Here is a 25,454-nt window from a genome sequence, read left to right as displayed (position 1 = left end):
CGCGGAGAAAGACGCCGTGATTGCCAGGTCAGTCAATGGTCGAATTGGAAGGGAGTGAAGTCATGAAGTTGAGCCGGCGGTCGTTGGTTGCTGGAGCTATCGCGATGCCTTGGGTCAGCGCTGGCGCACGGGCTCAGGAATGGCCTTCGGGCACAATCAAGATCATCGTTCCTTTTCCACCTGGTGGCTCGATCGACCCGATCGCCCGCATCGTGCTGCCGGGACTTCAGGAAAAACTCGGTGCCACGATCATTGTCGAGAACAAGCCGGGAGCGTCCGGGAGTGTCGGTACCAGCGCTGCAGCAAAATCTCCGCCGGACGGCAACACCTGGTTGTTTGTCTTCGACACTCATTCGGTGAATCCGTTCTTGATGAAATTGAACTTCGACACGCTTAACGATTTCGATACGGTTCTCCTCATTGGGACCGCGCCTAACGTCCTGGCGAAAAACCCGTCTCGACCCTGGAAGTCATTTGCCGACGTAGTAGCGGCCGCCAAGGCAGCGCCGAGCACAGTCACCTATGGTTCGATTGGAAGCGGAAGCGTAGGGCACCTGACCATTACGCTTCTGGAGAAACAGGCTGGATGCAAGTTCGTTCACGTTCCCTATCGTGGCGGCGGGCCGGCGATGAACGATGCAATTGCAGGCCACATCGACATGGTGGTGGGCAGTGCGGCGCTCATCGTTCCGCAGACTGTCGCGAAGACGATCGTTCCGCTCATTCAAGCCGGCAAGACTCGCATTCCCTCCTTGCCGGACGTGCCTACGGCATTGGAAAGCGGCTTCGACAATTTCGAATCATACGCCTCTTGGGGCGTTGTCACGCCGAGCGGCACGCCGAAGCCAATCATCCAAAAGTTTGCAAGTGCTCTCGCCGAGACATTGCGCGAGCCGGAGATCAATAAGCGAATCGCCGAATCCTTCCAGGTGACAATGGTAATAGGTGATGCTGCGCAACAACGTACGTTCATAGAGCAGCCGATGGCCTTGTGGGGCCCGATAATAAAAGAGAACGGCATCACGCTCGATTGAGACGGTGGAAATGAATGGGTGCGTGAGCGCAAGGTGCTGTCGTCATAACGGATGATGTCACCGATCGGGATGTCGCTTGGATAATGCTCGGTGATGTGCTTGGCCATCAGCTTTTCGAGGATGCCGAGGTTGCAATCGTTCGGCGCAAGAGAGTGGGTGCGGCTATCCAGCAGGCGTCGGCTTGACGTGTTGCCGTAAGAGCCGTCGACAGAGAATCGACTGATTTTCAGCACGGCAATCGCGACTGCCATGATCGCAGGGCGTTGCATCATTAAGTCCACGCTGCGCATTATTCCGTCGAATCTCAGCACGGCGAGACACATCGCTCGGCGGCGGAAACGGCACGCTCGATCGTGCTCGGAACGTGACCCCGAAAGGGTGCTTGAGCGGACGCAAGACGAGCATGGAGAAGTCAGGCGTGACATGATCCTGAACGATCCCGACGCACCGACGTCCGGCAATCCCAATGGCGACCTCACCATCGTCGATTTCCTTGACTGCAACTGTCCCTATTGCAAGAAGGCCGCCACAAGCCTCGAAAAGCTCGTCAAGGCCGACGGCAATATTCGTCTCGTCTACAAGGATTGGCCGATCTTGCACGAGACCTCGATCGTCGGCGCCCGCCTGGCGCTGGCGGCCAAATACCAGGGCCGGCATTTGCCGCTGCACCACGCGCTGATGGATATTCCCGCGCGGGAACAGCAGGCTTTGCAATCACTGGCCCGCAAGTCCTGAGACGATTGCGTTCAGGCCTCCGGCATGCGTAACTTTGGCAGTGGCCGCGACGAAACGATGAAGGGGGCGTGATGGCGCGGTCTGTTGACGCAGTGCACCGTCGCCTTGCGAGGTGTTCCGCGATGATGACAGAGGATCTCATTCGGGCTCTGGCTGCCGACGGATTATGTCGGACGAAAGCCGCGGACGACGCTTCTGTTGGCGTTGCTGCCGGCGATGGCCTTTGTTGCGATTGTGTTCTTTACGCGGATCGGCTTTCGAGACGACATTGAGGCCGCGCTTCACACAGTCCGCTTCCTGTTCAAGTCTGTTGTCATTGTGCCGCTTGCTGCCCGTTCCGTTGCTGGTGCTGTGCGCCGGGGTGGCGGCCGAGTTGATGGCGGTTCCGGCATCGGATTGGGCGGTGCGACTGATCGGCTCCAACGCCGTAAACTGCATGGCGCTGATCCCGCTGCTTGCGAGCGGCCCGCTCGCGGTATTCATCGCGGCATTGAAAAGCGGGGCACCGGCGGCTCCCGGGCGGAGCGGCGCGATGGCTGGTTTGGCGGCGGGCAGCCAGGCGGCAGTGTTCAACGCCATGAACTGTTTTGACGACAGTCCGCTGTTCGTCATCACCTGGTATCCGCTTGCGATCCTGGTCGTTGTATCTGCGGGTTATCTGGCCGGGGTCCGTCACTTGCGATGGTGAGGCCAGGAACGAGAGGATTTCTTTTAAGTATTTGATTCACGGCGACTGTTTCCGTGTTTGCCGCGAATCCCTCCCTCTCCGCCAGCTCAGACTTTCATCCCGAGCACATCGGTAACCGGTGATGCCGGTGGTGCGCGTTGCGACTTCCCGCCGCGCGGTTGCATGTCTTCTGCTCCGGCTTGAGCGTGCCATATCGTCGCGCACGACTCTTGCGTGCCAATGCCTGCGTCGGCTTGCTCGGTGGCAAGTGTTTGGCCGGTGCGATGGCGGTCTTGATCAACCTACCGTGCAGACAGCGAGCGCAAGAGGTGATGCGCACGTCGCGATCGTGGAACCGATATGTCAGTTCAGCCGACCTTTGCAGCAACGCGGCGCCGTCGCGCTTGATTGCCGTGACAAGTCATGCCGAAGTCTTGCGCGGTTGTTCGGTGCCGAAGTCAACTAACGCATCAGGACGATTCTGCTGCAGCTACAATTCGCACGTTGACTATGGGCTATCTCACACATTGAGAAGAAGCAGCCTCACAAATTGCTGAAACGATGCGAGGCGACGATCCATTGTTTTGTCTAACTCAGGTTGTATGGTGGCCGCGCGAGCATTTCGATCCGATCGCTGACGTTTGGGTGGTGGGCGCTGTCCGGATCATCGGTGATCCCGATCACAAGAAGAATGCTCGGTATTGGATAACCGAGGGACAGAGGACAATGACCGAAGGATAAAGGACAATGTCGCTGCTCCAGATCAATCTCTTCGGCGGTGTCGAGGTAATGCGTGCTTCCGGCGAGTCGGTGTTGATCCCCAGCCGCAAGGCTGCAACTCTTCTAGGCTATGTCGCCCTTAGCTCCCCTCGCGCCATTTCACGCGGCAAGCTCGCGACCCTGCTATGGGATGGCCATTTCGGCGATCGCGCGCGCGCCAGTCTTCGACAGGCTCTGCTCACATTGCGCCGTGTGTTGCCGCAATACGCCGACGTGATCTCGGCGGATCGCGACGACATTCGCATCTTCCCGAACGCCATAAGTACCGATGTCGGGGAATTCGAACAGCTCCTCCAGGAGAACGATCCCGAACGGCTGGCGCGCGCGGCGGAACTCTATCGCGGCGACCTTCTCGAAGGCATCAGCTCAACCTCATGCCAGTTTGAAGCCTGGCTGTCCGCAGAACGCCAGCGATTGAGGGTGCAAGCCATGCGGGCGCTTGCGGGCCTGCTGGCGACGGGCGGGCGGGAGCAAACGGATATCGCGATCGCGCTCGCGTTGCGCATTCTGGCGATCGACCCCGTTCAGGAGGAGGTTCATCGCATCTTGATGCGCTGTTATGCGCAGAAAGGTCGCCGTACCGACGCTTTGCGCCAGTATGATCTCTGCCGCGCCGTGCTGTGGAGGGAGGTTCGCGCGGTGCCGGAGCAGGAGACCGAACGGCTGCAGCACGAGATCCGGCGCATGTTTCGCGCTGACGGTCCGAGATCTTCCTCGCTCAAATTACCCGGCGCGAAGAAATTGCCTGGCGCCAAAAACTTTGACGCAACTTTCACGCTCGGCGTGACACCTGCATCACGATCCTGGTCGTAGCATCAGCCGCTCGCACATTCGTGCGTAGTGATCCCGGCTCCCTGCGGGGAGCGCGTGTCGCTCGCGGGTCAGGCACTCATCAGGAGACTTTGATCATGACTGGAACACAGCAAGGAATTGAGGACTACGGCCAGTTGGACCCGCAGGGGATATTCGGCTCCATCCTGGGCGGTGCGGCCGGAAGAGTTATCGGCGGCCTGCTCGGCGGCAAGCGGGGAAAGAGTATCGGTGGTACCGTGGGCCACATCGGCGGAGGTTTCCTGCCGTTTTCTGCCGGTCCGGAAACCGCTCAGGTTTCGGACATGGAGCTGCAGAGCTTCTGGAGCGTGCTGAAGAAGATTGGCCAGGGCGTGCAGACCGGTGTGAATATCGGTCACCAGCTTGGCGTCTTCAGCGCCGGCCAGCCCGGCTATCAACCTGCCGCGGCGCAGGTCTCCGACATGGAACTGCAGAGCTTCTGGAGCGTGCTGAAGAAGATCGGTCAGGGTGCCCAGACCGGCCTGAACATCGGTCACCAGCTTGGCATTTTCAGCGCCGGCCAGCCTGGCTTCCAGCCCGCCGCGGCAGCGCCGCCGACCGACATGGAGCTGCAGAGCTTCTGGAGTGTGCTGAAGAAGATTGGCCAGGGCGTGCAGACCGGCGTGAATATCGGTCACCAGCTTGGCGTCTTCAGCGCCGGCCAGCCCGGCCTGCAGCCCGCTGCGGCAGCGCCGCCGACGGACATGGAACTGCAGGACTTCTGGAGCGTGCTGAAGAAAATCGGCCAGGGCGTCCAGACCGGCTTGAATGTCGGTAAGGAGCTCGGCGTCTTCAGCGCCGGTCAGCCCGGCATGCAGCCCGCCGCGGCAGCGCCGCCGACCGACATGGAGCTGCAGAGCTTCTGGAGCGTGCTGAAGAAGATCGGCCAGGGTGTGCAGACCGGCGTGAACATCGGTCACCAGCTTGGCGTCTTCAGCGCCGATCAGCCCGGCCTGCAACCCGGCGCGGCGCAGGTCTCCGACATGGAACTGCAGAGCTTCTGGAGCGTGCTGAAGAAGATCGGCCAGGGTGTGCAGACCGGCGTGAATATCGGTCACCAGCTTGGCGTCTTCAGCGCCGGCCAGCCCGGCCTGCAGCCTGCCTCGGTGGCGCCGCCGACCGACATGGAGCTGCAGAGCTTCTGGAGCGTGCTGAAGAAGATCGGCCAGGGTGCCCAGACCGGCCTGGATATCGGTCGCCAGCTCGGCGTCTTCAACGCCGGCCAGCCCGGTGGCACGATGCATTAGACCCAACGCGACGGAGGGCGGGCGCAGGCCCGCCCTCCGCGCACAGATGTGAATGGAATCTAGATGGCGGATTCAAACTCGTCGCAGGAATTCATCGTGCAGGGAGACCCGGTCAAATCCGGTCAGCTCAACGACCACTTGCAGCGTGAGCCCGGCGTGAAACGAGTCGCGCAGGTTGCACCCGACGTCGTCATCCTTTCGATGACGAAGACACAGGCTGATCGCCTGAAATCGACGTTTGCCACGCTCGTGGTCGAGCCGAATTCAGAGCTGAAGCCATTCGATGCCGACTGATTTTGGTGGGCAAACATTGGACACGCAAAACATCAAGGAGGCCGCAGATGGCCACAAGAGGCAAATCAGGAACTTCCGGGCACGGTGATCAGAATGAGGCGGCCGATTCTGCGAACGGCAACGGCGCGCATCCGGAACACAGCGCCAGCCCGTCACCGGCACCAGCGCAGGAGCCCGCGACGATCGCATCGCGCCCGGCGCAATTCATGATCGCGCCACAGCAGCAAGCCGGGCTTGCCACCTTCAGCGCCGACTTTCTGACCCAGCAGCTTACCAGCAGCCCTGACATCGAGGTGGTGAAAACGGTGCCCGCGCCGCGCCTGTTCGGGTTTCAGAGCGCAGAACTTGGACAAGTGCCGCTCAGTCCGCTGGTGCTCGCCCGCATGACCCCCGACAAGGCCAGGCTGCTGAAGACCCAGGCACAAGGACGTTGTGCGGTGGAACGCGACGAGCGGCTGACCTACATGCTGGACCCGACCACGCCGCAGCTTCCCAATCCCGGGGTGCTTACGCCGCTGGCCGACGGTTTCACAACGACGATCGAAGTGTTGGGTCAGGATGGCCCGTTGCCGGAAGCCGAAGTCTATGTGTTCGGCAGCATGTGGCCGGCACAGGGCATCACCGATGCGTCGGGCCGCGCCACAGTGACCCTTCAGGGCGAAACGCCGGAAACCATCCGCTCGATCCTCGTCAAGCCGAAGGTCGACTACTGGACGTTCTGGCTCGATCGTCCGCAACTCGTTCCCAACAGTGTCAACCGGATCGTCGTGAGAGCGCTGGGCGCGGTTCTGCGCGATTTCCCCGGCCAGCAGTTGATGGGCTGGGGTGAGCGCGCGATGGGCCTCGATCGTCTGCCTCCGTCCTTCGACGGTGCCGGTATCAAGATCGCCGTCATCGATTCCGGCCTGGCGCCAACCCATCGCAATCTGCACGGCGTCACGCACGGCTCCAGCATGGTCGGCAACGACAAGACGGCGTGGACCGTCGATACGATCGGCCACGGTTCGCATTGCGCCGGAATTATCGCCGGCGGTCCGGTCGGACCCGGTGGCGGCATCCGCGGCTTCGCTCCCGCGGCGGAGGTCCACGTCTGCCGCATCTTCCCGGGCGGCCGGTTCAGCGATCTCGTCTCTGCGCTCGATTACTGCATGGAGCAGGGCATCGACGTCGCCAACATGAGTCTGGGCGGCGGCGAGCCTTCGCGGATCATCGAGGAACGCATCATCCGCGCCAAGCAAATGGGCATGGCCTGCATCATCGCGGCCGGCAATTCCTCGGGGCCGGTGCAGTTTCCCGCTTCGACGCCGCATTGCCTGGCGGTCGCCGCGTTGGGCAAATGGGGCGAGTTCCCCGACGACAGCTACCACTCACAGCAGGCGCTGGACGGCTTCCAGAGCCGCGACGGATATTTCCCGGCCAAGTTCTCTTGCTTCGGGCCGGAGGTCGACGTCTGCGCGCCCGGCGTCGGGATCGTCTCGTCGCTTCCGGCGGACGGTTTCGGTGCATGGGACGGTACCTCGATGGCGACGCCGCACGTCACGGGCCTGGCTGCGCTCGTGCTGGCGCACCATCCGGACTTCGCCAAAGGCAACTTCCAGAATCGCGACGCTCGCCGTGTCGAGCGGCTGTTCCAGATTCTGAAGGAAACGGCGACGCCGCTGCAATTCGGCGACCCGAACCGTACGGGCGCGGGACTGCCAAACGCGATGCGGGCGCTCGGCCTCGAGACCGGCGTTGCCCCCGTTGCCGCCGCCGCGTCTGGAACCGATCCTTCGCTGGAAGCCCTGCGTCGTCTATTGGGATTGCGGCCGGTCGATTCGCCGAGCATGGTTCCGGCGGGTGCGCCGGCGCCGCAGTCCGCCGATCCGGTGCAGGGCGGTGCGAGCTACGTAGCGCGCGGCCCGGCACAAACGGCGGGTGCGATGACGCTGCAGTCCATCGATCCCGCGCAAAACGGTGGGAGCTATGTCGCGCGCGGTCCCGCACAGACGGCGGGCGCGACACTCGCCCCCACGATGACGGACCTTGATCCGGCCCAGATCCGGGAGATCATGCACAAGGTCGGATTGCTGTAACGAAGGCGTTGCGACCTCATGAAATGAGGCACAGCTGCAACTGCAGCTGTGCCTCGGCGTCTATTGCGTCACCTGTGCCCTGCGAGCAGCCGGGCTCTCGACGCATCACTGCGACAGCTTCACGAAGCTCGGGAATTTGAGTTTCCCTTCCGCGATGGCCTTCGGCCACACCGTGACCTGCTTGCCGTCCTGCCACTGGAACACAAGTCCGGTCACGGCGCCCGGGCCTGACTTGATGCCGTGGGTGAACTCGTCGTTCTTGCCATAGAACTGGATCTTGCCGATGGTTCCCTCGAAGTCGGTCTTTTCGAGTTCGGCGACCATCTTGTCAGGGTCGGTCGAGCCGGCGCGCTGGATCGCGTCTGCGATGATATAGACCTCGTCATAGGCGGTGTAGCCGGTATAGGCCGGCGGCGTGCCGAACTTGGCCTTGAACGCCTGCGCGAATGGCTTGGTCTTGGAGGTAACGGCCACGTCTGGCGTTGCCACCGCGAGCGACGGCACGCCATCGGCTGCGCCGTTGGTATCCTTCCAGAAGGTTGGACTCAGCGCCTGCGCGCTGATGCCGAACATCGGAATCGGCACCTGCTGGTTCTTCCACTGCACGGTCGGCTGCACGCCGACATGCGAGATGCCGGTGACGATGACGTCGGGCTTCTGGCCCTCGATCTTGTTGAAGATCGGCGTGAAGTCGGTGGTGTCGGGCGAGAAGCGGATGTGCTCGACGACCTTCAGTCCGGCCTTGGGCAGGCAGGCCTCGTAGCCGACGTCGAGCGGCTTGGTCCAGGCGGCGTCCTCGCTCATGATCGCCACCGTCTTGAACTTGAGCTGGTCGACCAGCAGGTCCTTGGCGGCGTCGCAGACGATTTGCGCCTGCGCGGCCGACGTCAGATAGCCGTGGAACGTATATTTGTTCTTCTCATAGTCGTTATGGATCGCCTTGGTGATCTCGTTCGATGCCGCGCCGGGCGTGATCAGCGGCATCTTCAGCCGCGCAGCCCAGGGTTCGAGCGCCAGCACCACCTCGCTGATGTAGCTCGCGATGACGGCGGAGACCTTGTCCTCGCTGACGGCGCGCTGGAAGGCGCGGACCGAGTCCGCCGACGAGCTCTTGTTGTCGTAGGTCACGATCTCGATCTTGCGGCCCATCACGCCGCCCTTGGCGTTGATTTCGTCGGCGGCGATCTGTGCCCCGCCCGGCGTTGCCGCGCCCGCGATCGACTGCACCTCGGCGATCACGCCGATCTTGATCGGGTCCTTGGACTGCGCATAGGCCGGCGCTGCGAGACACAGCGCGAGCGCCGTGGCGAGTGGCAGCAGGCTGCCCGCGCCGAGGTGAGAGCGATGTCGTGGCATATTGGTCTCCCTTTTTCTTTGCCTTGTTGTTTCTGGTGCTGAAGAACTAGAGATATCCGGCGCCGGCTTCGGCGGCGAAACGCCCGGGATCGCCCTCCCATACGATCCGCGCGTGTTCGAGCACGTAGACGCGGTCGGCATGCGGAAGTGCGAAGGTGACGTTCTGTTCACCGAGCAAAACGGTGATCGAGGTGGTCTGGCGCAGCTTTTCCAGCGCCTTCGACAACAGTTCCAGGATCACGGGCGCGAGCCCCAGCGTGGGCTCGTCGAGGATCAGGATCTGCGGCTTCATCATCAGCGCCCGGCCGATCGCCAGCATCTGCTGCTCTCCGCCGGACAGAGTCTGTGCCAACTGACCCTGACGCTCCCTGAGGATCGGGAACAGTTCGAACAGCCAGGCGAGCTGCCTTGCCTTCTCCTCGTCGGGCAAATGCTGACCGCCGAGATCGAGGTTTTCGCGCACGCTCATCTCGCCGAACAGCTCGCGCGATTCCGGGCATTGCACGAGACCGCTGCGCGCGATTCGCGCCGGGCCGATGCCGCGCAGCCTCTCGCCGCCGCGCAGGATTTCGCCGGTATAGGGCAGGAAGCCCGAGATGGTGTTGAACAGGGTCGTCTTGCCGGCGCCGTTCAGTCCGACGATGGAAACGAACTCGCCCTCATGGACGTGGATCGAGACGTTCTCGAGCGCCTGTGCCTTGCCATAGTGAACGCTGACATTCTCGACCTGGAGCAGCGGCACCTTGTCCTTGAAGCTGGTTTCCGGCCGCGCGTGGGTTTCGATCGCGCCGCCGAGATAGACCCGCCGCACGGTCTCGTTCTTCATGACGTCCTCGGCCCGGCCGGTGACGATCTCTTCGCCCAGATACATTGCAAGCACGCGGTCGACCAGCGCGGCGACGCTCTTCACATTGTGGTCGACCAGCATCACTGCCCGCCCTTCGTCCCGGAAGCTGCGGATCAGTTCGGAGAAGGCGCCGACCTCGGTACGCGTAAGTCCTGCAAAGGGCTCGTCGACCAGAACGACCTTCGGATCGCGCGCGATCGCCTTCGCAAGCTCGAGCCGCCGCAGATCGGCAAACGGCAGGGTTGGCGGGCGGCGGTGCATGACGGCGCCGAGGCCGACGCGTTCCGCGATCCATTTGGCGCGCTCGGTCAGCGCCTTGTCGGGAAACAGCATGAACAGGCTGTCGGGCAACAGCGCCACCATGATGTTCTCGAGCACCGTCTGGCGGTTCAGCGGACGGGAGTGCTGGAACACCATGCCAAAGCCCTTGCGCGCGATCTTGTGCGCAGGGAGCCCGGCGATGTCTTCGCCTTCGAACACGACCTCGCCGTCGGTCGGCCGCTCGATGCCCATGACGCTCTTCATGGCGGTCGATTTGCCGGAGCCATTGGGACCGATCAGGCCGAGAATTTCACCAGGGCGCAAATCGAAGGCGAGGTTCTTGACGGCAGTCAGGCCACCGAATCGCTTGGTCAGTCCGCGAACGGTGAGGACGGGAGCCGTGATGACGGTCTGGTCCATCACGAGCGCGCCTCGCGTGACAAGGCTGCTCCGAGGAACCCGCCGGGGAAGAACAGGACGACCAGCAGGGCCACCGCCGAAACGATGAAGGTGGCGAGCTCGCCGGTCGGCCTGAGGAATTCGCCGGCGACGATCAGGAAGATCGCGCCGAGCGCCGCGCCCAGCACGGTGCGTCGTCCGCCGAGCACCGCCGAGACGATCACGTTCACGCCGACCGCGACGTCGACCACAGTGCCGACAGATGCGGTGCCGAAATAGAATACCAGCAGCGCACCCGAGAGCCCGGAGAAGAATGCGCTGACGACGAAGGCCGCAAGCTTGTGCTTGACGATGTTGAAGCCAAGCGCGCCGGCCTGCACGGGATCCTGTCCGCTCGCCTGCAATACGAGGCCGATCGGCGACTGCGCCAGCCCATACAGGATGGCTGCGCTGATCGTCATGAAACCGAGCGCAATCCAGTAGTTCGCTCCGGCATCGATGGTGATGACGTCAGGGATGGTCAGCCCGATCTCGCCGCCGGTGAGATCGGCAAAGACCACGATGAAATTCTGCAGGATGAGCACCGCGACCAGCGTGGTCAGGCCGAAATACGGTCCCCTCACGCGCAGCGCCGGCAGGGCGAGCACGAAGCCGGCGACGACCGAGGCCAGTGCCCCGAGCACGATGCACAGATAGACCGACCAGCCGAACTGGTTGTTGAGAATGCCGGCCGTGTAGGCGCCGACGCCGATCAGGAAGGTAGGGCCGAAATTGACCTCGCCGGCGAAGCCGAACAACAGGTCCCAGGCCATCGCGAAGACGCCGAAATAGAACGCTACCGTCAGCAGTCCGAGGATGTAACCCGACACGTAGAACGGCAATGTCGCGGCAAAGACCACACTTGCCATTGAAATGAAGAACAGGCGCGACGTGAAGAACCCGGCCATGTCAGCGCCTCCCCAGCAGGCCTTGGGGCCGGATGTACATCACGACGACGAGCAGCAGCAGCGCCGGAATGGTTCGGTAGGCGGGCGAAACCAGATAGGCCGTCATGGTTTCGAGATAGCCAACCACGAAGGCGGCAATCAGCGAGCCTGACACACTGCCGAGGCCGCCGAGCACCACGATCGAGAACGCGCTCGCCGTCAGAGGGCCGACACTGTACGAGCTGACCCCCAGGAACATGCCGAGCAGCACGCCGGCGATCCCGGCCAGCACGCCGTAAATGGCCCAGACCACGACATAGATGCGGGTGAGCTCGAAGCCGAGCAGCGTCACGCCACGCGGGTTCATGGATGCCGCCAGCACGGCCTTGCCGATCCGCGTCCGGTTCACCAGCAGCCACAGCAGGGCGATGACGAGGCAGCAGACAATCGCAGTGAAGATTTCGTTCCGCGGCGTGCGGACACCGAGGATGTTGACCACGCCCTCGACGATCGGCAGCACCGTCTTGGCATTGTTGGTGAAGAAATAGGCGATCAACTCCTGGATCATGATGCCCCAGAGCAGCGTGCCGGTGAGGACGAAGATTTCCTTCTCCTCGTTCGGGATCCGCCGCGAATTCTGGATCGGCTTCACCACCGCGAAATAGGTCGCGAATGCGATGACCAGCGCCACGGCGACGCCAAGCAGCGCGCCGGAATACCGGTCCATTTGCAGCACGCTGCCTGCGGCCCAGGCCGCCACTGCTGCGGCCACCATGATGGCGCCATGGGAGAGATTGAGGACGCCGGAGACACCGAAGATCAGCGTGAAGCCGGTGGCGCCGAGGGCGTAAAGGGCACTGATGGCAAAGCCATCGATCAGGATCTGGAGCGCTAGCATCTATTATGAGCCGCGGCAGCAGCGCTGCCTGTGTTGAGGACGTCGAATGAAAAAAACGCTCCCGGGACTGACCCGGGAGCATTTTCAAGCTCACTCTAATTTGTGACCTTGACGAAGCCGGGGAACTTGAGATCGCTCTTGGCGACCTCCTTCGGCCAGACCGCGGTCTGCTTGCCGCCCTGCCATTGCAGCATCAGGCCGGTGATCAGGCCCTTGCCGTATTTGATCGAGTGGGTGAACGGATCGTCCTTGCCATAGAACTGTACGCGGCCGATCGTTCCTTCCCAGTCGGTCTTTTCCAGCGCGGCGACCAGCTTGTCGGCTTCGGTCGAGCCCGCCCGCTTCACGGCGTCGGCAATGTAGTAGACCTCGTCATAGGCGGTGTAGCCGGCGTAGGACGGATAGTTGCCGTAGCGCTTCTTGAAGCCTTCGGCGAACGGCACCGACTTCGGCGTCACCGCGACGTTCGGGCCGGAAACACCCTGATAGAGCACGCCCTCCGCGGCGCCATTGGTATCCTTGGCGAAGGTTTCGTTGGTCGCCTGCGAGGAGATGCCGAACATCGGGATCGGCACCTGCTGATTCTTCCACTGCACCGTCGGCTGCACCCCGACATGGGAGATGCCGGTGATGATCACATCGGGCTTCGCAGCCTCGATCTTGTTGAAGATCGGCGTGAAGTCGGTGGTATCAGGCGAGAAGCGGATATGGTCGAGCACCTTCAGCCCGACCTTGGGCAGGCACTCCTCGTAGCCGACGTCGAGCGGTTTGGTCCACGCGGCATCCTCGCTCATGATGACCGCGGTCTTCATGTGCTTCTGGTCGACCAGCAAATCCTTGGCCGCATCGCAAACCGAGAGCGCCAGGGCTGCTGACGTCAGATAGCCATGGAATGTATACTTGTTCTTCTCGTAATCGTTGTGAACGCTTTTGCTTATTTCGTTCGATGCCGCGCCGGGTGTCACGAACGGCGTCTTCAGGCGGGATGCCCAGGGCTCCAGCGCCAGCACCACCTCGCTGATATAGCTGGCGATGACGGCGTTGACCTTGTCTTCGTTCACGGCGCGCTGGAATGCGCGCACCGAGTCCGCCGAAGAACTGTGATTGTCGTAGCTGACGATTTCGATCTTGCGTCCGTCGATGCCGCCCTTGGCGTTGATCTCGTCGGCCGCCATCTGCGCAGCCTGCGGGATCGAGGCGCCGGCGATCGCCTGCGCTTCCGCGATAACGCCGATCTTGAGAGAGTCGGCCGCCACTGCAGGCGTCGCCAGCAGGACGGCCGTTCCGAGCAACTGCGGCAATCCAATCAACCGCCACCGGAATCCAAGTTTCATGGCGTTTCTCTCCTTGTTCTTCTTGTTGGCTTCTTATCGAGCAGTTTCGCGAACGCTACACCGGGGCTCCGAAGCGCAGCAATGCAACTGTGCGCAGATCGCCATGCAAATGAAGGCGGGCAACTAAAGTAGGATGAGCCGCGGGACGGACCCGCACTCGCCGAATAGGTCGGCGTATCGCCTGAGTTTTCGCTAGTCCGTGATAAAGTGATCGACGCTTGAACGTCGGGGGCGTTCCGATAAAGAGACCGGTCCTGCCATTAATTTTTCGTAATGCTTCCTGCTAATGAGCCATCTCGCTGGCCCGTTCGCCTTCGCCTCGTTCCGTAGTCGCGGCGACCTTGCCGTCGACGATGTGAATGCGGCGATCGGCGCGGGCGGCGAGCGCGGGATCGTGGGTCACCACGATCACGGTCTGGCCGTTGTCGGCGATGTCGCGGAGGATCGCGAACACCTGTTCGGTCGATTTGGTGTCGAGCGCGCCGGTCGGCTCGTCGGCGACGATGATCTCGGGGCGGTTGGCGAGCGCGCGGGCGATGGCGACGCGCTGGCGCTGGCCGCCGGAGAGCTGGTTGGGACGCTTGTTGGCGTGCTCGGCAAGCCCGAGCGAGCCGAGCAGGGCGAGGCCGCGCTCCTGCATCTCCTTCTCCGCCATCTTGCCGGCCGCGCGCATCGGCAACAGCACATTGTCGAGCGAGGTGAATTCCGGCAGCAGGAAGTGGAACTGGAACACGAAGCCGCACTTGGTCAGGCGGACATCGGCGCGGTCCGATTCCGACAGCTTCGAGGTCGGCTGCCCGCAGATCATGACTTCGCCTTCGCTCGGCGCATCCAGCAGGCCGAGCAGATAGAGCAGCGAGGACTTGCCCGATCCCGACGGGCCGGTGATCGCGACGAATTCGCCCTTGTTGACCGCAAGATCGATGCCGTTGACGAGGATGTGCGAGACGTCGCCCTCGATTCGGCGAACCAGCTCCACCGCCTGCAAAGCAATATCCGTCATGACGCTCCCCTGATGATGTCGACCGGATGCACGCGCGTTGCCTTGCGCGCCGGGAAATAGGCCGCGCCGGCGCAGCAGGCCAGCGCGATGCCGCCGGCGAGCACATAGTGCATCGCCGAGTAGTAGATCTGCAGCGGAACGGTGGTGCCGGTCAGCGGATTGAAGATCGTGATCTTGGACCAGCCGAAGCAGAGCAGATAGCCAAGCACCCATCCAAAGAGGATGCCGACCACGCCGATGATCATGGCTTCGATGATGAAGATCCGACGTACCGCATATTCGCGCATGCCGAGCGACTTCATGATCGCAATGTCCTGGCGCTTCTCGTGCGTGATGGTCGAGATGATGTTGTAGGTGGCAAACGACGAAGTCAGCAGCATCGCGGCCATCACCGTGAGCACGATGAAGTCGCGCACCGTGAAGGTCGACAGCAGGTCGGCGTTGGCTTCCTGCCAGGACACCGATTTGTAGCCGGTCTGCGCCTCGACCTGGGCCGCGACCTTCTGCGCCACCATCGGATCGCTCAGCCGCAGCCTGAGCTGGTTGATGACCCCGCTCTGGCCCATCATGATCTGCGCCGGCCCGATCAGCATGTAGATCTGGCTCTCGTCGACGCGCTTCAGGCCGGAGCGGAACAGTCCGGCCACGGTGGAATTGAGCTGCACGCCCTGGCCGCCGATCAGCAGCACGGTGTTGCCGGTCTTGACGCCGAGCTTCTCGGCGAGCGCCTCGCCGAGCAGGACGCCGTTCGGCGCGCGCGAGAGATCATCGATCTTGCCCTCGCGCATTTGCGAGGCGAGCTTCGAGACGTGAATCTCGCGGCGCGGATCGATGCCGGTCAGGGTAATGCCGATGCGCGCGCCGCCGTGATCGATGATCGCGGTGGTCTTCACCGAGGGCGCCACATCGCCCGGAATCCAGGAGCGCAGCGAGCCCATCACCGACTCCGGATATCTGATGCCGGGACGCTTGCCGACATTGGCGATCTCGGCCATCTGCACCGCGCCATATTCCTGCTCGGCAGGCTGCGTCGGCACCGAGCGCCGCTCATCCTCGATCGTGATATGCGGCATGGTGTCGACGAGCTGCCGCAGGAAGTCGATCTGCGAACCCTGCATCAGGCCCGCCATCATGATGGTGAAGCCGACGCCCATGGCCACGCCCGCCATGCCAACGAGGGTCTGACGCACCCGGGTGCTGACGTGGGTCCATGCGATGCTGAAAATGAGCTTCACGGCGATTACCGGCTGTTGCTGATGCTGCTGCGGCGCGCATCGTTGACGACGGAATCGATGTGCGCGGTGATCGCTGCCGAAATCACCGCGTCGTCGGGGTCCGCGGGAGTTGCGTCGGCCGTTGCCACGACGGTGGCCGCCTCCGCGGTCGGGACGGGCTGGTCGGCCGGTTCGCTCGTGGCTGCCGGCTCGACGGCCCGGGTCACGTTGGTGTCGATGCGGATCCGGGCGCCATCCGCAAGGTCGATGCGGGCGGGCGAGAGCACTGCCATGCCCCTGGACACGTCGCCGATGATCTCGACGTTGCGGCTGCCGCGAATGCCGAGCTTCACCGGCACGCGCCTGACGCGGCCGTCATCGATCGTCTGAACCGAATCGCCGGTGACGGCTTCGGCCGGCACCACCACCGCCGCCTGCTTCTCGCGGAAGATGATGTTGACCTCGACCGACATGCCGATCCGCAGCGGCGTATCCTGCGGCAGCCGCAGGTAGACGCGGAAGGTCTTGCGGGTCGGGTCGCCCTTCGGCGTGATCTGGGCGACGTTGGCGCGCAGCGCCTTGCCCGGAAACGCCTCGCTGCGCAGAAAGGCCTTCTGGCCGGACGCGATGCGGTTGATTTCTTCCTCATTGATCTCGGCGACGACCTGCATCGGGGCGGGCGGTCCGACCGTGAACAGGACATCGGTGGGACCCGCGATCTCGCCGACCTCGCCGTCGCGGCGCAACACCATGCCGTCGAGCGGCGCTCTCAGGATCAGCGAGTCGAGCCGCACCTTCTGCGCGGCGATCCGCGATTTCGCATCTTCGAGCTTGGTCCAGCGCTGCTCGTATTCGGTACGCGAAGCGTCGTTCTTGTCGCGATCCTTGTCGGCGCGCGCCAGATCGCGTTCGAGCTGGCCGCGATTGATCTCCATCTGCTCGAGCGCGCTGCGCTCCTCGGCATCGTCCTGGCGGCCGAGAATCTGGCCGGACTTCACCACCTGTCCCTCGCATCGGCACAGTTCGACCAGCCGGCGCCGCTGCAGCGGCACCACCTTGGCCCAGCGCTCGGGCTCGACGGTGCCGGTGCCGTAAACGGCTTCGGAAACCGGCGCGAGGCTCGCGATGCCGGTGGTCACCAGCGGCGGATGAAGGAACCGGGAGTAGGCGTAGTAGCCGCCGCCGGTGGCTGCGATTGCCAAAATGCCGGTTGCGAGGAGATGCTGCAGTTTCATGTCATGCCCCGTTGTTCAGAAGCCAAACCGCTTGCGCAGGCCGGATGGAACCTGGTCCATCAGATCGCGAACGTCGTCTCGCTTGGCGCTCTTCGCGGCAGGCGCCGATGCGACCTTGGGAGATGCCGGCAAGACCGTGATGTTGGACTGCGCCGGCTGCGCCAACGCAGGTGCAGGTGCAACTGCAGCGACAGGCGCCGGCTGCACGACCGCGGGGGCGGGCGGGGGCGCGGCCGCGGCCGGCGCCGGTTGATCCGACGCGCCGTCCAAAGCCCTCTCGATATTCGAGGCCTTGGTTGCGCCGGCGGATCGCGCAGCGCGCCAGGCTCTTGCGGCGACGACGGCCTGGCCGATCTCGTCGCTCGTCATCTTCTTCATGAGCAGCGACAGCAATTGCCGGGCGCCGTCGCGGTACTCGTCGACCTTGCTCGCCGTGGAGACGATATGGGCCCAGCGATAGGCCTTCACATAGTCCTTGGTGACGCCGCGTCCGCTGGCGTAGAGGCCGGCAACGATCAGCATCGCGTGGGGATGGCCCTGATCGGCCGCCTTCACGAACCAGCGGAAGGCTTCGCTGTCGCTGCGCGAACGGCCGACGCCTGCGGAATAGAGCGCGCCGAGATAGAACTGGGCGTCGTCATCGCCGGCCTGCGCCGACTGTTCGTAGCGATTGGCCATTTCCCGATCCGACGTGGGGCTGGCTGCAGCGGCGCGACAGTCGAAGAGCACCGCGAGGCAGGCGGTCACGACAGCGGCCTGCTTCACAGCCTGCGGGATCGCGTAGCGAAATCGCGGCAGCAACGATCGGTTCGAGATTGACCTGGTTGAGCGGAAATTTGGGATGCGCCGCATGGTACACGCTCTCAGCTTGTTCCGTTGTGAAAGACGTCCGAACGACGCCTGGCAGTATGGAATTTCGAAAAGCCGGGGTCGGCGGTAGCCCGCTTGTTGCGCGCTGATCGACCCTGGAATTGAGCCTAGCCCACCTGCGTGCCGGCAAATGTGCGACGTGTCACATTGCCCAAAGTGCTCGCGATCAAATGATTGTCTTGCCTGCGCAGCAGGTCGCAGTAGTCATTTCCCGATCGAGGAACCCGCCCGGGCTAGTTGCGGCCCGGGCGAAGTTCTCATTCGACCTAGTAGACGTCGCAGACGTTGACCCGGCCGTAGGGGGTCCACTTCCAACAGCTGTTGTAGACGAAGAAGGGGCGATAGTGATGGCGATGGCCAAAGAAGCCATGGCGATGCCCGAAGCCATGACCGAAGCCGTGTCCATGGCCGAAGCCGCCGTGACCGTGACCATGGCCGCCGGCGAAGGCCGGAGCCGGGATTGTCAGAGATGCCGCGGCAAGCGCGAGAGCGCCAAAGGCGGCCGGAATGATCTTTTTGATGCTAGTCATATGGCTGACTTCCTGGACGTGACATGCAGCGCGGGGATCGCTCTGCCTTGCCGCAAACCCTAGAGACGCCCTGTGCGGCCGGATGTGATGGACGTCACGAACCCGACGCAGCCATGCTCGAAACGCGATAGTTGAGGTCATCACGATGCCCATCGGCGAACTCTTCATCCTCGGCTTCTTCGGCAAGGTCGTCCCCGATTGGCTGAAGGCGTTTGCCGCCCGCTACGGCCTCGGTGGCGTGATCCTGTTCGACTATTCCTGCCGCACCCAGCAATACGACAACAACATCGATACGCCGGAACAGGTGCAGCGCCTCTGCGCGGAGATCGCAGCGCTGCCTTCCGCGCCGATGGTGTTCATCGACCAGGAAGGCGGGCTGGTGCGTCGGTTGAAGGAAGGCCGCGGCTTTGCTCCCTTGCCGAGCGCAAGGGAGTTCAACCATCTCGCGACGGACCGGAAGCGGGCGATTCTCGCGGCGAGCTTTGCCGAGATGCGGCGGCTAGGCATCCACTATGACTTCGCGCCTGTGATCGACGTCGACTACAATCCCGACAATCCGAACATCGGCAGGATCAAGCGCTCCTATTCGTCAGATATCGCCGAGGTCGAAGCCAATGTGCTGCTGGTCAACGAAGTGGCGCGGGCGCAGCGCATCGGCCTTTGCCTGAAGCATTTCCCCGGCATCGGCGGCGCCGTTGTCGATTCCCATCAGGAGTTCATGGATATTTCCGACGCGCTGCGGAGCGAGCAGGAAGAGTTGTTCTACGCGCTCGCGCCAAAAATGTTCGGCAACGCGGTGCTGGTCAGCCACGCCATCGTCAGGCAATGGGACGAACGCCCGATGACGCTGTCTGCAGTCGGGCTCGGCCGTTTGCGCGCACGCCTTGCCGATACGCTCCTGATCACCGACGATATGCAGATGCAGGGCCTGCAGAAGGCGCTCGGCACCAGCGAAGCCAGCCTGCAATCGCTGATGGCCGGCATGGACATGCTCTGCATCGGCAACAATTTGCTCGATCAGGAAGCGGAGATGGCTGCGATCGCGGAACACATCCTCCAAAACCTGCGCGAAGGAAACCTGTCCCCTTCGGCGATCGAACGATCCATCGCGCGGGTTGGCGAACGGAAGGCGCTTCTGGCGGATTGACGTCTACTGCTGCTGCGCCTTCTCGTGCGCGGCGATGCCGATCGCCTTGTAATCATAGGTCGGATAGAACTCGGTGCGATAGCTGCCCCACGCGGTGTTCTCCAGGATACGGTTGACCTCGCGCAGCCGCGACGCGGGCAGGCGCAACGTCACCACCTGGCCGATTCCCATCATCACGTACCAGCTCACGACTTCGACGCCGTCAGGCGGGAAGGCCTTGTAATAGCCCTGGCGCTGAAGCTGCGCATTGAGTTCGCTGAGGGGGCGCGACTGGTCGTGCTTCAGCAACACGGTGAGCATCACGGCATTGTCGGCCGTCGGCGGCGCGTTTTCCGCCGGCGCAGGTGTGGTCTGCGCTGAGGCGGCCGAACCGAACGCCAGCGCGCCGGCCAGCACGGCCATCGTCATCCATGATCCCTTTGCCTGCGACATCGCAGTCCCCTTTTCAAATCGTTGCGGAAGGACCCTGCGCCGATCATCGCGAGGCGTCTTGAAGCTGTAAATCGGAATCGGCGGCGTGGCGGTGCCAGCCCGCTTGCGCAACCGCTGATCCGTCGCCGCAACCAATGCCTGGTCGCCAGGCGATACCGGGATTACTGGGTTGCCCGGGTCGACAACGGATGCGCGAAAATCGATACGGGTGGTTGAGGTTTATTAATAATGTAAATGCTGCGACCGCCAAATTGCGGAGGTAATTGGCTACAGCGTTTACCTTTCAGTCTTGTATGGCTCTCGCAAGAGGCCGAAATCAGCCGCTTTTGATGGGATTTGATGCGATTTCCGTCAACCAGAACCGTCTGGCAGACTGGTTTCTCCGTATTCTTACAGGCCCCAAAATTAACCATGAGCAAGCGGGGAACCGATAAATTAGTTATATGTCTAGAACCGATCAAAGAGCAGTTGATTCGCACTTCACGAAGTGGATGGAAAGCATCACGCCTCTCGAGGAGAATCCTGAGATCGTCCAACTGTCCGCGGTGCGTTCGCGCGCGGCGGACGAAGCCGGCGCTGCGATCGCCCGGCAGTTGAACGGCCCGCTGACGGCGCTGCTGCTCTACATGAACGAGATCAAGCAGCACAGCCATCAGTTTGCGCAGGCGCCCGGCAACCGGCTCTACCTGCAGCAGGTGGTCGAGAACGCGCTTCAGCAAACCGAACGTGTCTGCGCTTTGGTGAAGCAGATGTCGGACAGCCATCCGGCCACGGGCTCGGATACGGCTTACAGACAGTCAGGCGAGGGCCAGCCGAGCCGCGCTGTGGACGGTGGGCGCAGGTCTTCCCTGACGCTTACCCCGGGGGCCGGCCAGAAGCCGCTGACCAAGCGCGAGCGCGAGGTGTTGAGCCTGATCAGCGAGGGCTGCTCGAACAAGCAGGGCGCCTTGCGGATGAATATCAGTCCGCGGACGTTCGAGAGCCATCGCGCCGAGGCCATGCGCAAGCTTGGCGCCCGCAACACCGCGGATCTGGTGCGCAAGGCGCTGCTGCAGCCCGCCTGAACTTTCCTTGAAGGCCGTTGATCGCGATTCGCGGCCGGCGCAGCGTCAAATCCTCAATGTACAGGAGACCGGCAGCCGCGCGAGCCGGTGTGACCGCTCGATAGAGAGTTCAGCAGAGATCTTCCATGAAGGAACGGGCGCGCGACATCGGCCGCGTCGAAAGCGCGGGCTTGGGTTCTTCCGGAATGATCGTGATCGTCCAGGCGGCCGGCATGCTCGATTTGTTTTCAACGATCGATCGCACGTGGCCGGTGATCGCCGATCCGGTGGAACGCACGGTTGCGGTCCGCCCATTGAACTGGGCGATGCGGAAACGCCGCACTTCTTTCGGATCGCTCGTTTCAAACGTGAACATGAGGGCACTCCCTTGGTCCACGCAACTATCGCCAGTCAACGTTTCCCGGAAGTGAAAATCGCAAACCGTAGAAGTACGGCTAAGCCGCATCTGCGCGTTGCGATTGGATCGATTTCGGATTTTCCGTCACGCTGCGCGCGGGCGGGCGCGTTGCATCGGCGCAACGAGAATGATCGGCGCGTGGTCGTGAAGACGGCCGCGCCTGTGGCGCCGGCTCAGCCGGCGGCGTCGGGAAATACCGCTTCCATCTTGGTCTTGAGCGTCGCGGCGTTGAACGGCTTGACGATGTAATTGTTGACGCCGGCCTTCTTCGCGGCGATCACGTTCTCCGTCTTGGATTCCGCCGTGATCATGATGAAGGGCGTCTTGGAAAATTCCGGGCTGGCGCGGACTTCCTTGAGCAGGTCGTAGCCGGTCATCGGCTCCATGTTCCAGTCCGAGATCACGAGGCCGTATCGCTTGGTCTGCAGTTTCGCAAGCGCGGAGGATCCGTCGCTGGCTTCGTCGACGTTCTCGAAGCCGAGCTGCTTGAGAAGATTGCGGATGATCCTGATCATGGTGCTGTAATCATCGACCACCAGGATCGGCATCGACAGATCAAAAGCCATGGTCGTACTCCGCGCAGACAGCAAGCCGCCGAACACAGGTGAATGCACGTTGCACGCGAAAGAATCCCGATGCTTCTTGTCGAACCCGCACCCGTCAGCACCGGGATAACTATCAGGGCTCCTTGAACAGCGCGTTAATTCGACGCCGACCGGAATGTCGCGGGGGCGCGATTTGGTCGTAATAATACGGTGAACGGCGGCGCGCGGCGCAATTCCCGCGCGCAACGCTCACGCGACGCCTATCATAGATCGGGATCGCGCGTGGCCTCTCATGAGGGAACGGTCAGGCGGCCGCGCAGTGGATGCGCGGATGCAGCAGCCGGGTATATTGCGCCTTGACCGTCGCGTAGCACTCGCAGGACGTCTTGATCAGGCCATCCACGTTGGTGATCTCGATGTGCCCTCGGCTATAGTGAATAAAGTCTGCCTGCTGCAGCGTGTTGGCCACCAGCGAAACGCTGTTGCGGCGCGCGCCGATCATCTGGGCCATCGCTTCCTGGGTCAGGACGATCTTGTCGCTGCCGGAAAGGTCGCGCGTATGCAGCAGACATCGCGCCAGCCGGGACTCCACGGTGTGCGAGGCGTTGCAGCCAGCCGTTTGCTGTATTTGCGCATAAACCGCAAGGCCGTGCCGTACCAGCGCGGTACGCAGCGACGCGCTCTGGTCCGCGGCCATGCGAAGCTGGTCGAGGTCGATCGTCGCGGCGGTGCCCGGAACGAGAACCACGGCGGTGTTCAGCGCGATCGGGTCGCCGAGGGCGGAGAACGCGCCGAAAATGCTGTCACGGCCGATCATCGCAATCTGGACGTGCTCGCCGCGCGCGAGCTTGACGACCAGCGAGATGACGCCCTTCTGCGGGAGATACGCACGTTTGAGCGCTTCGTCGACTTCGACCAGGACCATCTCCGGGCTGAGATCGGCGGCGCGCAGATGGGGACGAAGCAGTTCGAAATCGTCCGCGGTCAGCGAGGACAGGAATCCATTCGGAGAACGAGGGGCTGAATCCAAAGCAACCTCCTGCCTTTACGGGCTAAGCGGTCTCTGGCGTCTGGCGCCTTAAGCCTGCAATCCGAGTGCAGGATGATCCTTGCACATATCAATGGCAAGAAAAATTGCCAAATGGACGCACATGATCGTTGCCCCGGCAAGGGGGTAGACGAGACCACGAGAACGATGCTGCATCCGTCGGGCCGGTAACAATCCATTTACCATAAATCGGATTGGCGGCGATCTTTCGTGGCTTTCGCAGTCCTGCACATTGGCGCGTTAACCTCCAGGTAGTGGTCGATGACCAGTGTGGCAGCAGCGCCCAAAGAAGTTTGTGGCGTTGCGTCAACAGTGTTCATCCAGAAGGGTATGAGTCATGTCAGGTATTGTTCTCTCCTCGTCGGTTCGCCAGAACCTCCTCTCGCTGCAGTCGACCGCCGATCTGCTCGCCACCACGCAGAATCGCCTTGCCACCGGCAAGAAGGTCAACACGGCCCTCGATAACCCGACCAACTATTTCACCGCGTCGTCGCTCGATTCGCGCGCCAGTGACATCAACAATCTCCTCGACGGCATCGGCAACGGCGTGCAGGTGCTGCAGGCCGCCAACACCGGCATCACCTCGCTGCAGAAGCTCGTCGACTCCGCCAAGTCGGTCGCCAATCAGGCGCTGCAGACGACGGTCGGTTTCTCGATCAAGTCGTCGTTTACGTCCGTCGTGATCGACGGCGCTACGGCCGACAACCTCGTCGCCGATGCGAACCCGACCAATGCCGCGTTCGTTGGTGGTGCGGCTCCGCGGCGGGCGGCGTATACCAACACCACGCTGACCCCCGGTGCCCAGCTCTTTTCGGGTACGGCCACCAACGCGAGCGGTTCGACGCTGCTGTCGGCCCTGACCACCACGGGCAACGTCCCCCAGGCGATCGCCGCCGCCGACACGCTGACTGTCAACGGCAAGACGATCACGTTCGAGGCGGGCGCGAATGGCCTCGTCGGCTCGGGTAACGCCTACACGATGGGCGTCGGCACCACGCTTGACAGTTTGGTTGCGGCGATCGACACCCTGTCGGGCAACACCGGCACCGCGTCGACGACAACGGGTGGCATCATCACCCTGAACACCGGTACGGCGTCCGACCTCGCTGTGTCCGGCTCCGCCGGCGTCCTCACGGCGCTCGGCCTCAGCGCCGCTGCTGCCAACACGGGTGCTCGTGGCGGTGGCGCCGTGACCGCCGGTGCTCTGGATGGCGCCACCAAGTTGAGCGTCGGCGACGGCACCGCTGCTTCGCTGTCCAACGCCTTCGCGGTAGGTGACACCATCACGGTCAACGGCAAGACGCTGTCCTTCGTGGCCGCGACCGCGACCGGCAATGATCCGAACGAAATCAAGGTCAACAGCGACGTCACCGGCCTGCTGGCGAAAATCGACGGCCTGACCGGCTCGTCGACGGCATCGTCCATCACCGGCGGCAAGATCACGCTGAACACCGGCACGCTGAGCGACCTGAAGATCACCAGCAGCAACGCCGGCGCTCTCAGCGCGCTCGGTCTGGCAGGCGGCGTGACGCAGGCTCGCACGCAGGTCCCGGGCGTGCTGGAAGGCAAGACCCTGAAGATCGCGGCGACCGGCGGTGGTGTTGCCACCGACATCGTGTTCGGTTCGGCTTCCGGCCGCATCGGCTCGCTCAACCAGTTGAACGATGCCCTTGCCGCCAACAACCTGCAGGCCACGTTCGTGTCCGGCAAGCTGACGATCACCACGACGAACGAAGCGGCTTCGGCCACGATCGGTGCGATCACCGGTTCCGCGGTTGGCTCCAGCCAGGCGTTCGCTGCCGGTACCACGGCTCCGGCTCCGGTTGTTGACGCAGGTGCGAAGCTGGCTCGGGACAACCTGGTCACCCAGTACAACAACATCATCAACCAGATCACCACCACCTCGCAGGATGCCTCCTTCAACGGCATCAACCTGCTCGGCGGTGACACCCTGAAGCTGACCTTCAACGAAACCGGCAAGTCCACGCTGAGCATCCAGGGCGTGAACTTCAACCCGGCCGGCCTTGGCCTCGACGTCCTGAACTCGGGCGCCTTCAAGGACAACGCTGCGATCAACAGCATCGTGACGGCGCTGAACGGCGCGTCGTCCACGCTGCGCGCGCAGGCTTCGGCCTTCGGTTCGAACCTGTCGATCGTGCAGATCCGTCAGGACTTCTCGAAGAACCTGATCAACGTGTTGCAGACCGGCTCGTCGAACCTGACGCTGGCTGACACCAACGAGGAAGCGGCGAACAGCCAGGCGCTGTCGACCCGCCAGTCGATCG

General features: G+C 62.8%; 22 protein-coding genes and 2 pseudogenes. 10 read left to right on the top strand and 14 right to left on the bottom strand.

The window, feature by feature from the left end; translation table 11 throughout:
* Nucleotides 1-62 precede the first annotated feature (62 nt).
* From V7E26_RS09130 to V7E26_RS09100, 7 genes and pseudogenes are all read left to right on the top strand, one after another.
* Nucleotides 63-1,034: a Bug family tripartite tricarboxylate transporter substrate binding protein gene (locus V7E26_RS09130; RefSeq protein ID WP_324415122.1), complete on the top strand. Its 972-nt coding sequence runs from the start codon at nt 63-65 to the stop codon at nt 1,032-1,034.
* 378 nt (nt 1,035-1,412) lie between these two features.
* Nucleotides 1,413-1,733: pseudogene (locus tag V7E26_RS09125) on the top strand (thioredoxin domain-containing protein); the annotation flags it as partial.
* A 252-nt stretch (nt 1,734-1,985) separates the two neighbouring features.
* Nucleotides 1,986-2,457, top strand: a pseudogene (locus tag V7E26_RS09120) (NrsF family protein).
* 726 nt (nt 2,458-3,183) lie between these two features.
* Complete coding sequence (locus tag V7E26_RS09115; protein WP_324415121.1) at nt 3,184-4,029, top strand: AfsR/SARP family transcriptional regulator; 846 nt, start codon at nt 3,184-3,186, stop codon at nt 4,027-4,029.
* 95 nt (nt 4,030-4,124) lie between these two features.
* Complete coding sequence (locus tag V7E26_RS09110) at nt 4,125-5,294, top strand: hypothetical protein (protein WP_324415120.1); 1,170 nt, start codon at nt 4,125-4,127, stop codon at nt 5,292-5,294.
* Between the two features lie 63 nt (nt 5,295-5,357).
* On the top strand, nt 5,358-5,588 hold the full coding sequence (locus tag V7E26_RS09105; RefSeq protein ID WP_324415119.1) for a hypothetical protein: 231 nt from the start codon (nt 5,358-5,360) through the stop codon (nt 5,586-5,588).
* 206 nt (nt 5,589-5,794) lie between these two features.
* Nucleotides 5,795-7,663 carry a S8 family peptidase gene (locus V7E26_RS09100; protein ID WP_324415118.1) on the top strand — a complete coding sequence of 623 codons (1,869 nt, stop codon included), beginning with the start codon at nt 5,795-5,797 and terminating at the stop codon, nt 7,661-7,663.
* Nucleotides 7,664-7,768: 105 nt separating this feature from the next.
* Here V7E26_RS09100 and V7E26_RS09095 read toward each other — a convergent pair whose 3' ends face one another.
* The 10 genes from V7E26_RS09095 to V7E26_RS09050 all read right to left on the bottom strand — a co-directional run bounded on the left by V7E26_RS09095 (nt 7,769) and on the right by V7E26_RS09050 (nt 18,536).
* Complete coding sequence (locus V7E26_RS09095) at nt 7,769-9,019, bottom strand: ABC transporter substrate-binding protein (protein WP_324415117.1); 1,251 nt, start codon at nt 9,017-9,019, stop codon at nt 7,769-7,771.
* 46 nt (nt 9,020-9,065) lie between these two features.
* Nucleotides 9,066-10,547, bottom strand: coding sequence for an ATP-binding cassette domain-containing protein (locus V7E26_RS09090; RefSeq protein WP_324415116.1), 1,482 nt, complete (start codon nt 10,545-10,547; stop codon nt 9,066-9,068).
* Entirely contained in the window at nt 10,547-11,473 is a 927-nt protein-coding gene (locus V7E26_RS09085) for a branched-chain amino acid ABC transporter permease (protein ID WP_324415115.1), read from the bottom strand. The genes V7E26_RS09090 and V7E26_RS09085 overlap by 1 nt, the downstream gene beginning before the upstream one ends.
* Nucleotide 11,474: 1 nt before the next feature.
* On the bottom strand, nt 11,475-12,350 hold the full coding sequence (locus V7E26_RS09080) for a branched-chain amino acid ABC transporter permease (RefSeq protein ID WP_324415114.1): 876 nt from the start codon (nt 12,348-12,350) through the stop codon (nt 11,475-11,477).
* A gap of 95 nt (nt 12,351-12,445) precedes the next feature.
* A complete protein-coding gene (locus tag V7E26_RS09075) occupies nt 12,446-13,684 on the bottom strand; it encodes an ABC transporter substrate-binding protein (protein WP_324415113.1) in 1,239 nt (412 codons plus the stop codon).
* 283 nt (nt 13,685-13,967) lie between these two features.
* Entirely contained in the window at nt 13,968-14,687 is a 720-nt protein-coding gene (locus V7E26_RS09070; protein WP_324415112.1) for an ABC transporter ATP-binding protein, read from the bottom strand.
* Nucleotides 14,684-15,922 (bottom strand): ABC transporter permease, encoded by a 1,239-nt coding sequence (locus tag V7E26_RS09065; RefSeq protein ID WP_324415111.1) that lies wholly within the window; start codon nt 15,920-15,922, stop codon nt 14,684-14,686. Before V7E26_RS09065 ends, V7E26_RS09070 begins: the two co-directional genes overlap by 4 nt.
* A 5-nt stretch (nt 15,923-15,927) precedes the next feature.
* Nucleotides 15,928-17,136 (bottom strand): efflux RND transporter periplasmic adaptor subunit, encoded by a 1,209-nt coding sequence (locus V7E26_RS09060; RefSeq protein WP_324415110.1) that lies wholly within the window; start codon nt 17,134-17,136, stop codon nt 15,928-15,930.
* Between the two features lie 15 nt (nt 17,137-17,151).
* A complete protein-coding gene (locus tag V7E26_RS09055) occupies nt 17,152-17,814 on the bottom strand; it encodes a tetratricopeptide repeat protein (RefSeq protein WP_324415109.1) in 663 nt (220 codons plus the stop codon).
* Nucleotides 17,815-18,272: 458 nt separating this feature from the next.
* Entirely contained in the window at nt 18,273-18,536 is a 264-nt protein-coding gene (locus tag V7E26_RS09050; RefSeq protein ID WP_324415108.1) for a hypothetical protein, read from the bottom strand.
* A 145-nt stretch (nt 18,537-18,681) separates the two neighbouring features.
* On the opposite strand from V7E26_RS09050, the gene V7E26_RS09045 reads away from it, so the two are divergent.
* The gene (locus V7E26_RS09045) at nt 18,682-19,683 is read left to right on the top strand and encodes a glycoside hydrolase family 3 N-terminal domain-containing protein (RefSeq protein WP_324415107.1); all 1,002 of its coding nucleotides are present in this window, start codon (nt 18,682-18,684) and stop codon (nt 19,681-19,683) included.
* Nucleotides 19,684-19,686: 3 nt separating this feature from the next.
* Here the strand turns inward: V7E26_RS09045 and V7E26_RS09040 are convergent, their stop codons facing one another.
* Nucleotides 19,687-20,115: a hypothetical protein gene (locus V7E26_RS09040; RefSeq protein ID WP_324415106.1), complete on the bottom strand. Its 429-nt coding sequence runs from the start codon at nt 20,113-20,115 to the stop codon at nt 19,687-19,689.
* 491 nt (nt 20,116-20,606) lie between these two features.
* On the opposite strand from V7E26_RS09040, the gene V7E26_RS09035 reads away from it, so the two are divergent.
* Nucleotides 20,607-21,179 carry a response regulator transcription factor gene (locus tag V7E26_RS09035; RefSeq protein ID WP_324415105.1) on the top strand — a complete coding sequence of 191 codons (573 nt, stop codon included), beginning with the start codon at nt 20,607-20,609 and terminating at the stop codon, nt 21,177-21,179.
* A 109-nt stretch (nt 21,180-21,288) separates the two neighbouring features.
* On the opposite strand, the gene V7E26_RS09030 is transcribed toward V7E26_RS09035, so the two are convergent.
* The 3 genes from V7E26_RS09030 to V7E26_RS09020 form a co-directional block, all read right to left on the bottom strand.
* A complete protein-coding gene (locus tag V7E26_RS09030) occupies nt 21,289-21,534 on the bottom strand; it encodes a hypothetical protein (RefSeq protein WP_324415104.1) in 246 nt (81 codons plus the stop codon).
* Nucleotides 21,535-21,749: 215 nt separating this feature from the next.
* Nucleotides 21,750-22,142, bottom strand: a complete 393-nt coding sequence (locus V7E26_RS09025; protein ID WP_324415103.1) for a response regulator — start codon at nt 22,140-22,142, stop codon at nt 21,750-21,752.
* Nucleotides 22,143-22,425: 283 nt separating this feature from the next.
* A complete protein-coding gene (locus V7E26_RS09020; RefSeq protein WP_324415102.1) occupies nt 22,426-23,151 on the bottom strand; it encodes a Crp/Fnr family transcriptional regulator in 726 nt (241 codons plus the stop codon).
* A 355-nt stretch (nt 23,152-23,506) separates the two neighbouring features.
* Between V7E26_RS09020 and V7E26_RS09015 the strand changes: the two genes are divergently transcribed.
* The coding region (locus V7E26_RS09015) for a flagellin N-terminal helical domain-containing protein (protein WP_324415101.1) at nt 23,507-25,454 on the top strand (1,948 nt) is incomplete at its 3' end.

The organism is Bradyrhizobium sp., assembly GCF_036735945.1.
Classification (GTDB): Bacteria; Pseudomonadota; Alphaproteobacteria; order Rhizobiales; family Xanthobacteraceae; genus Bradyrhizobium.
Note: the sequence above shows the minus strand (reverse complement) of the source record. Positions and strands in the feature narration are given on the sequence as shown.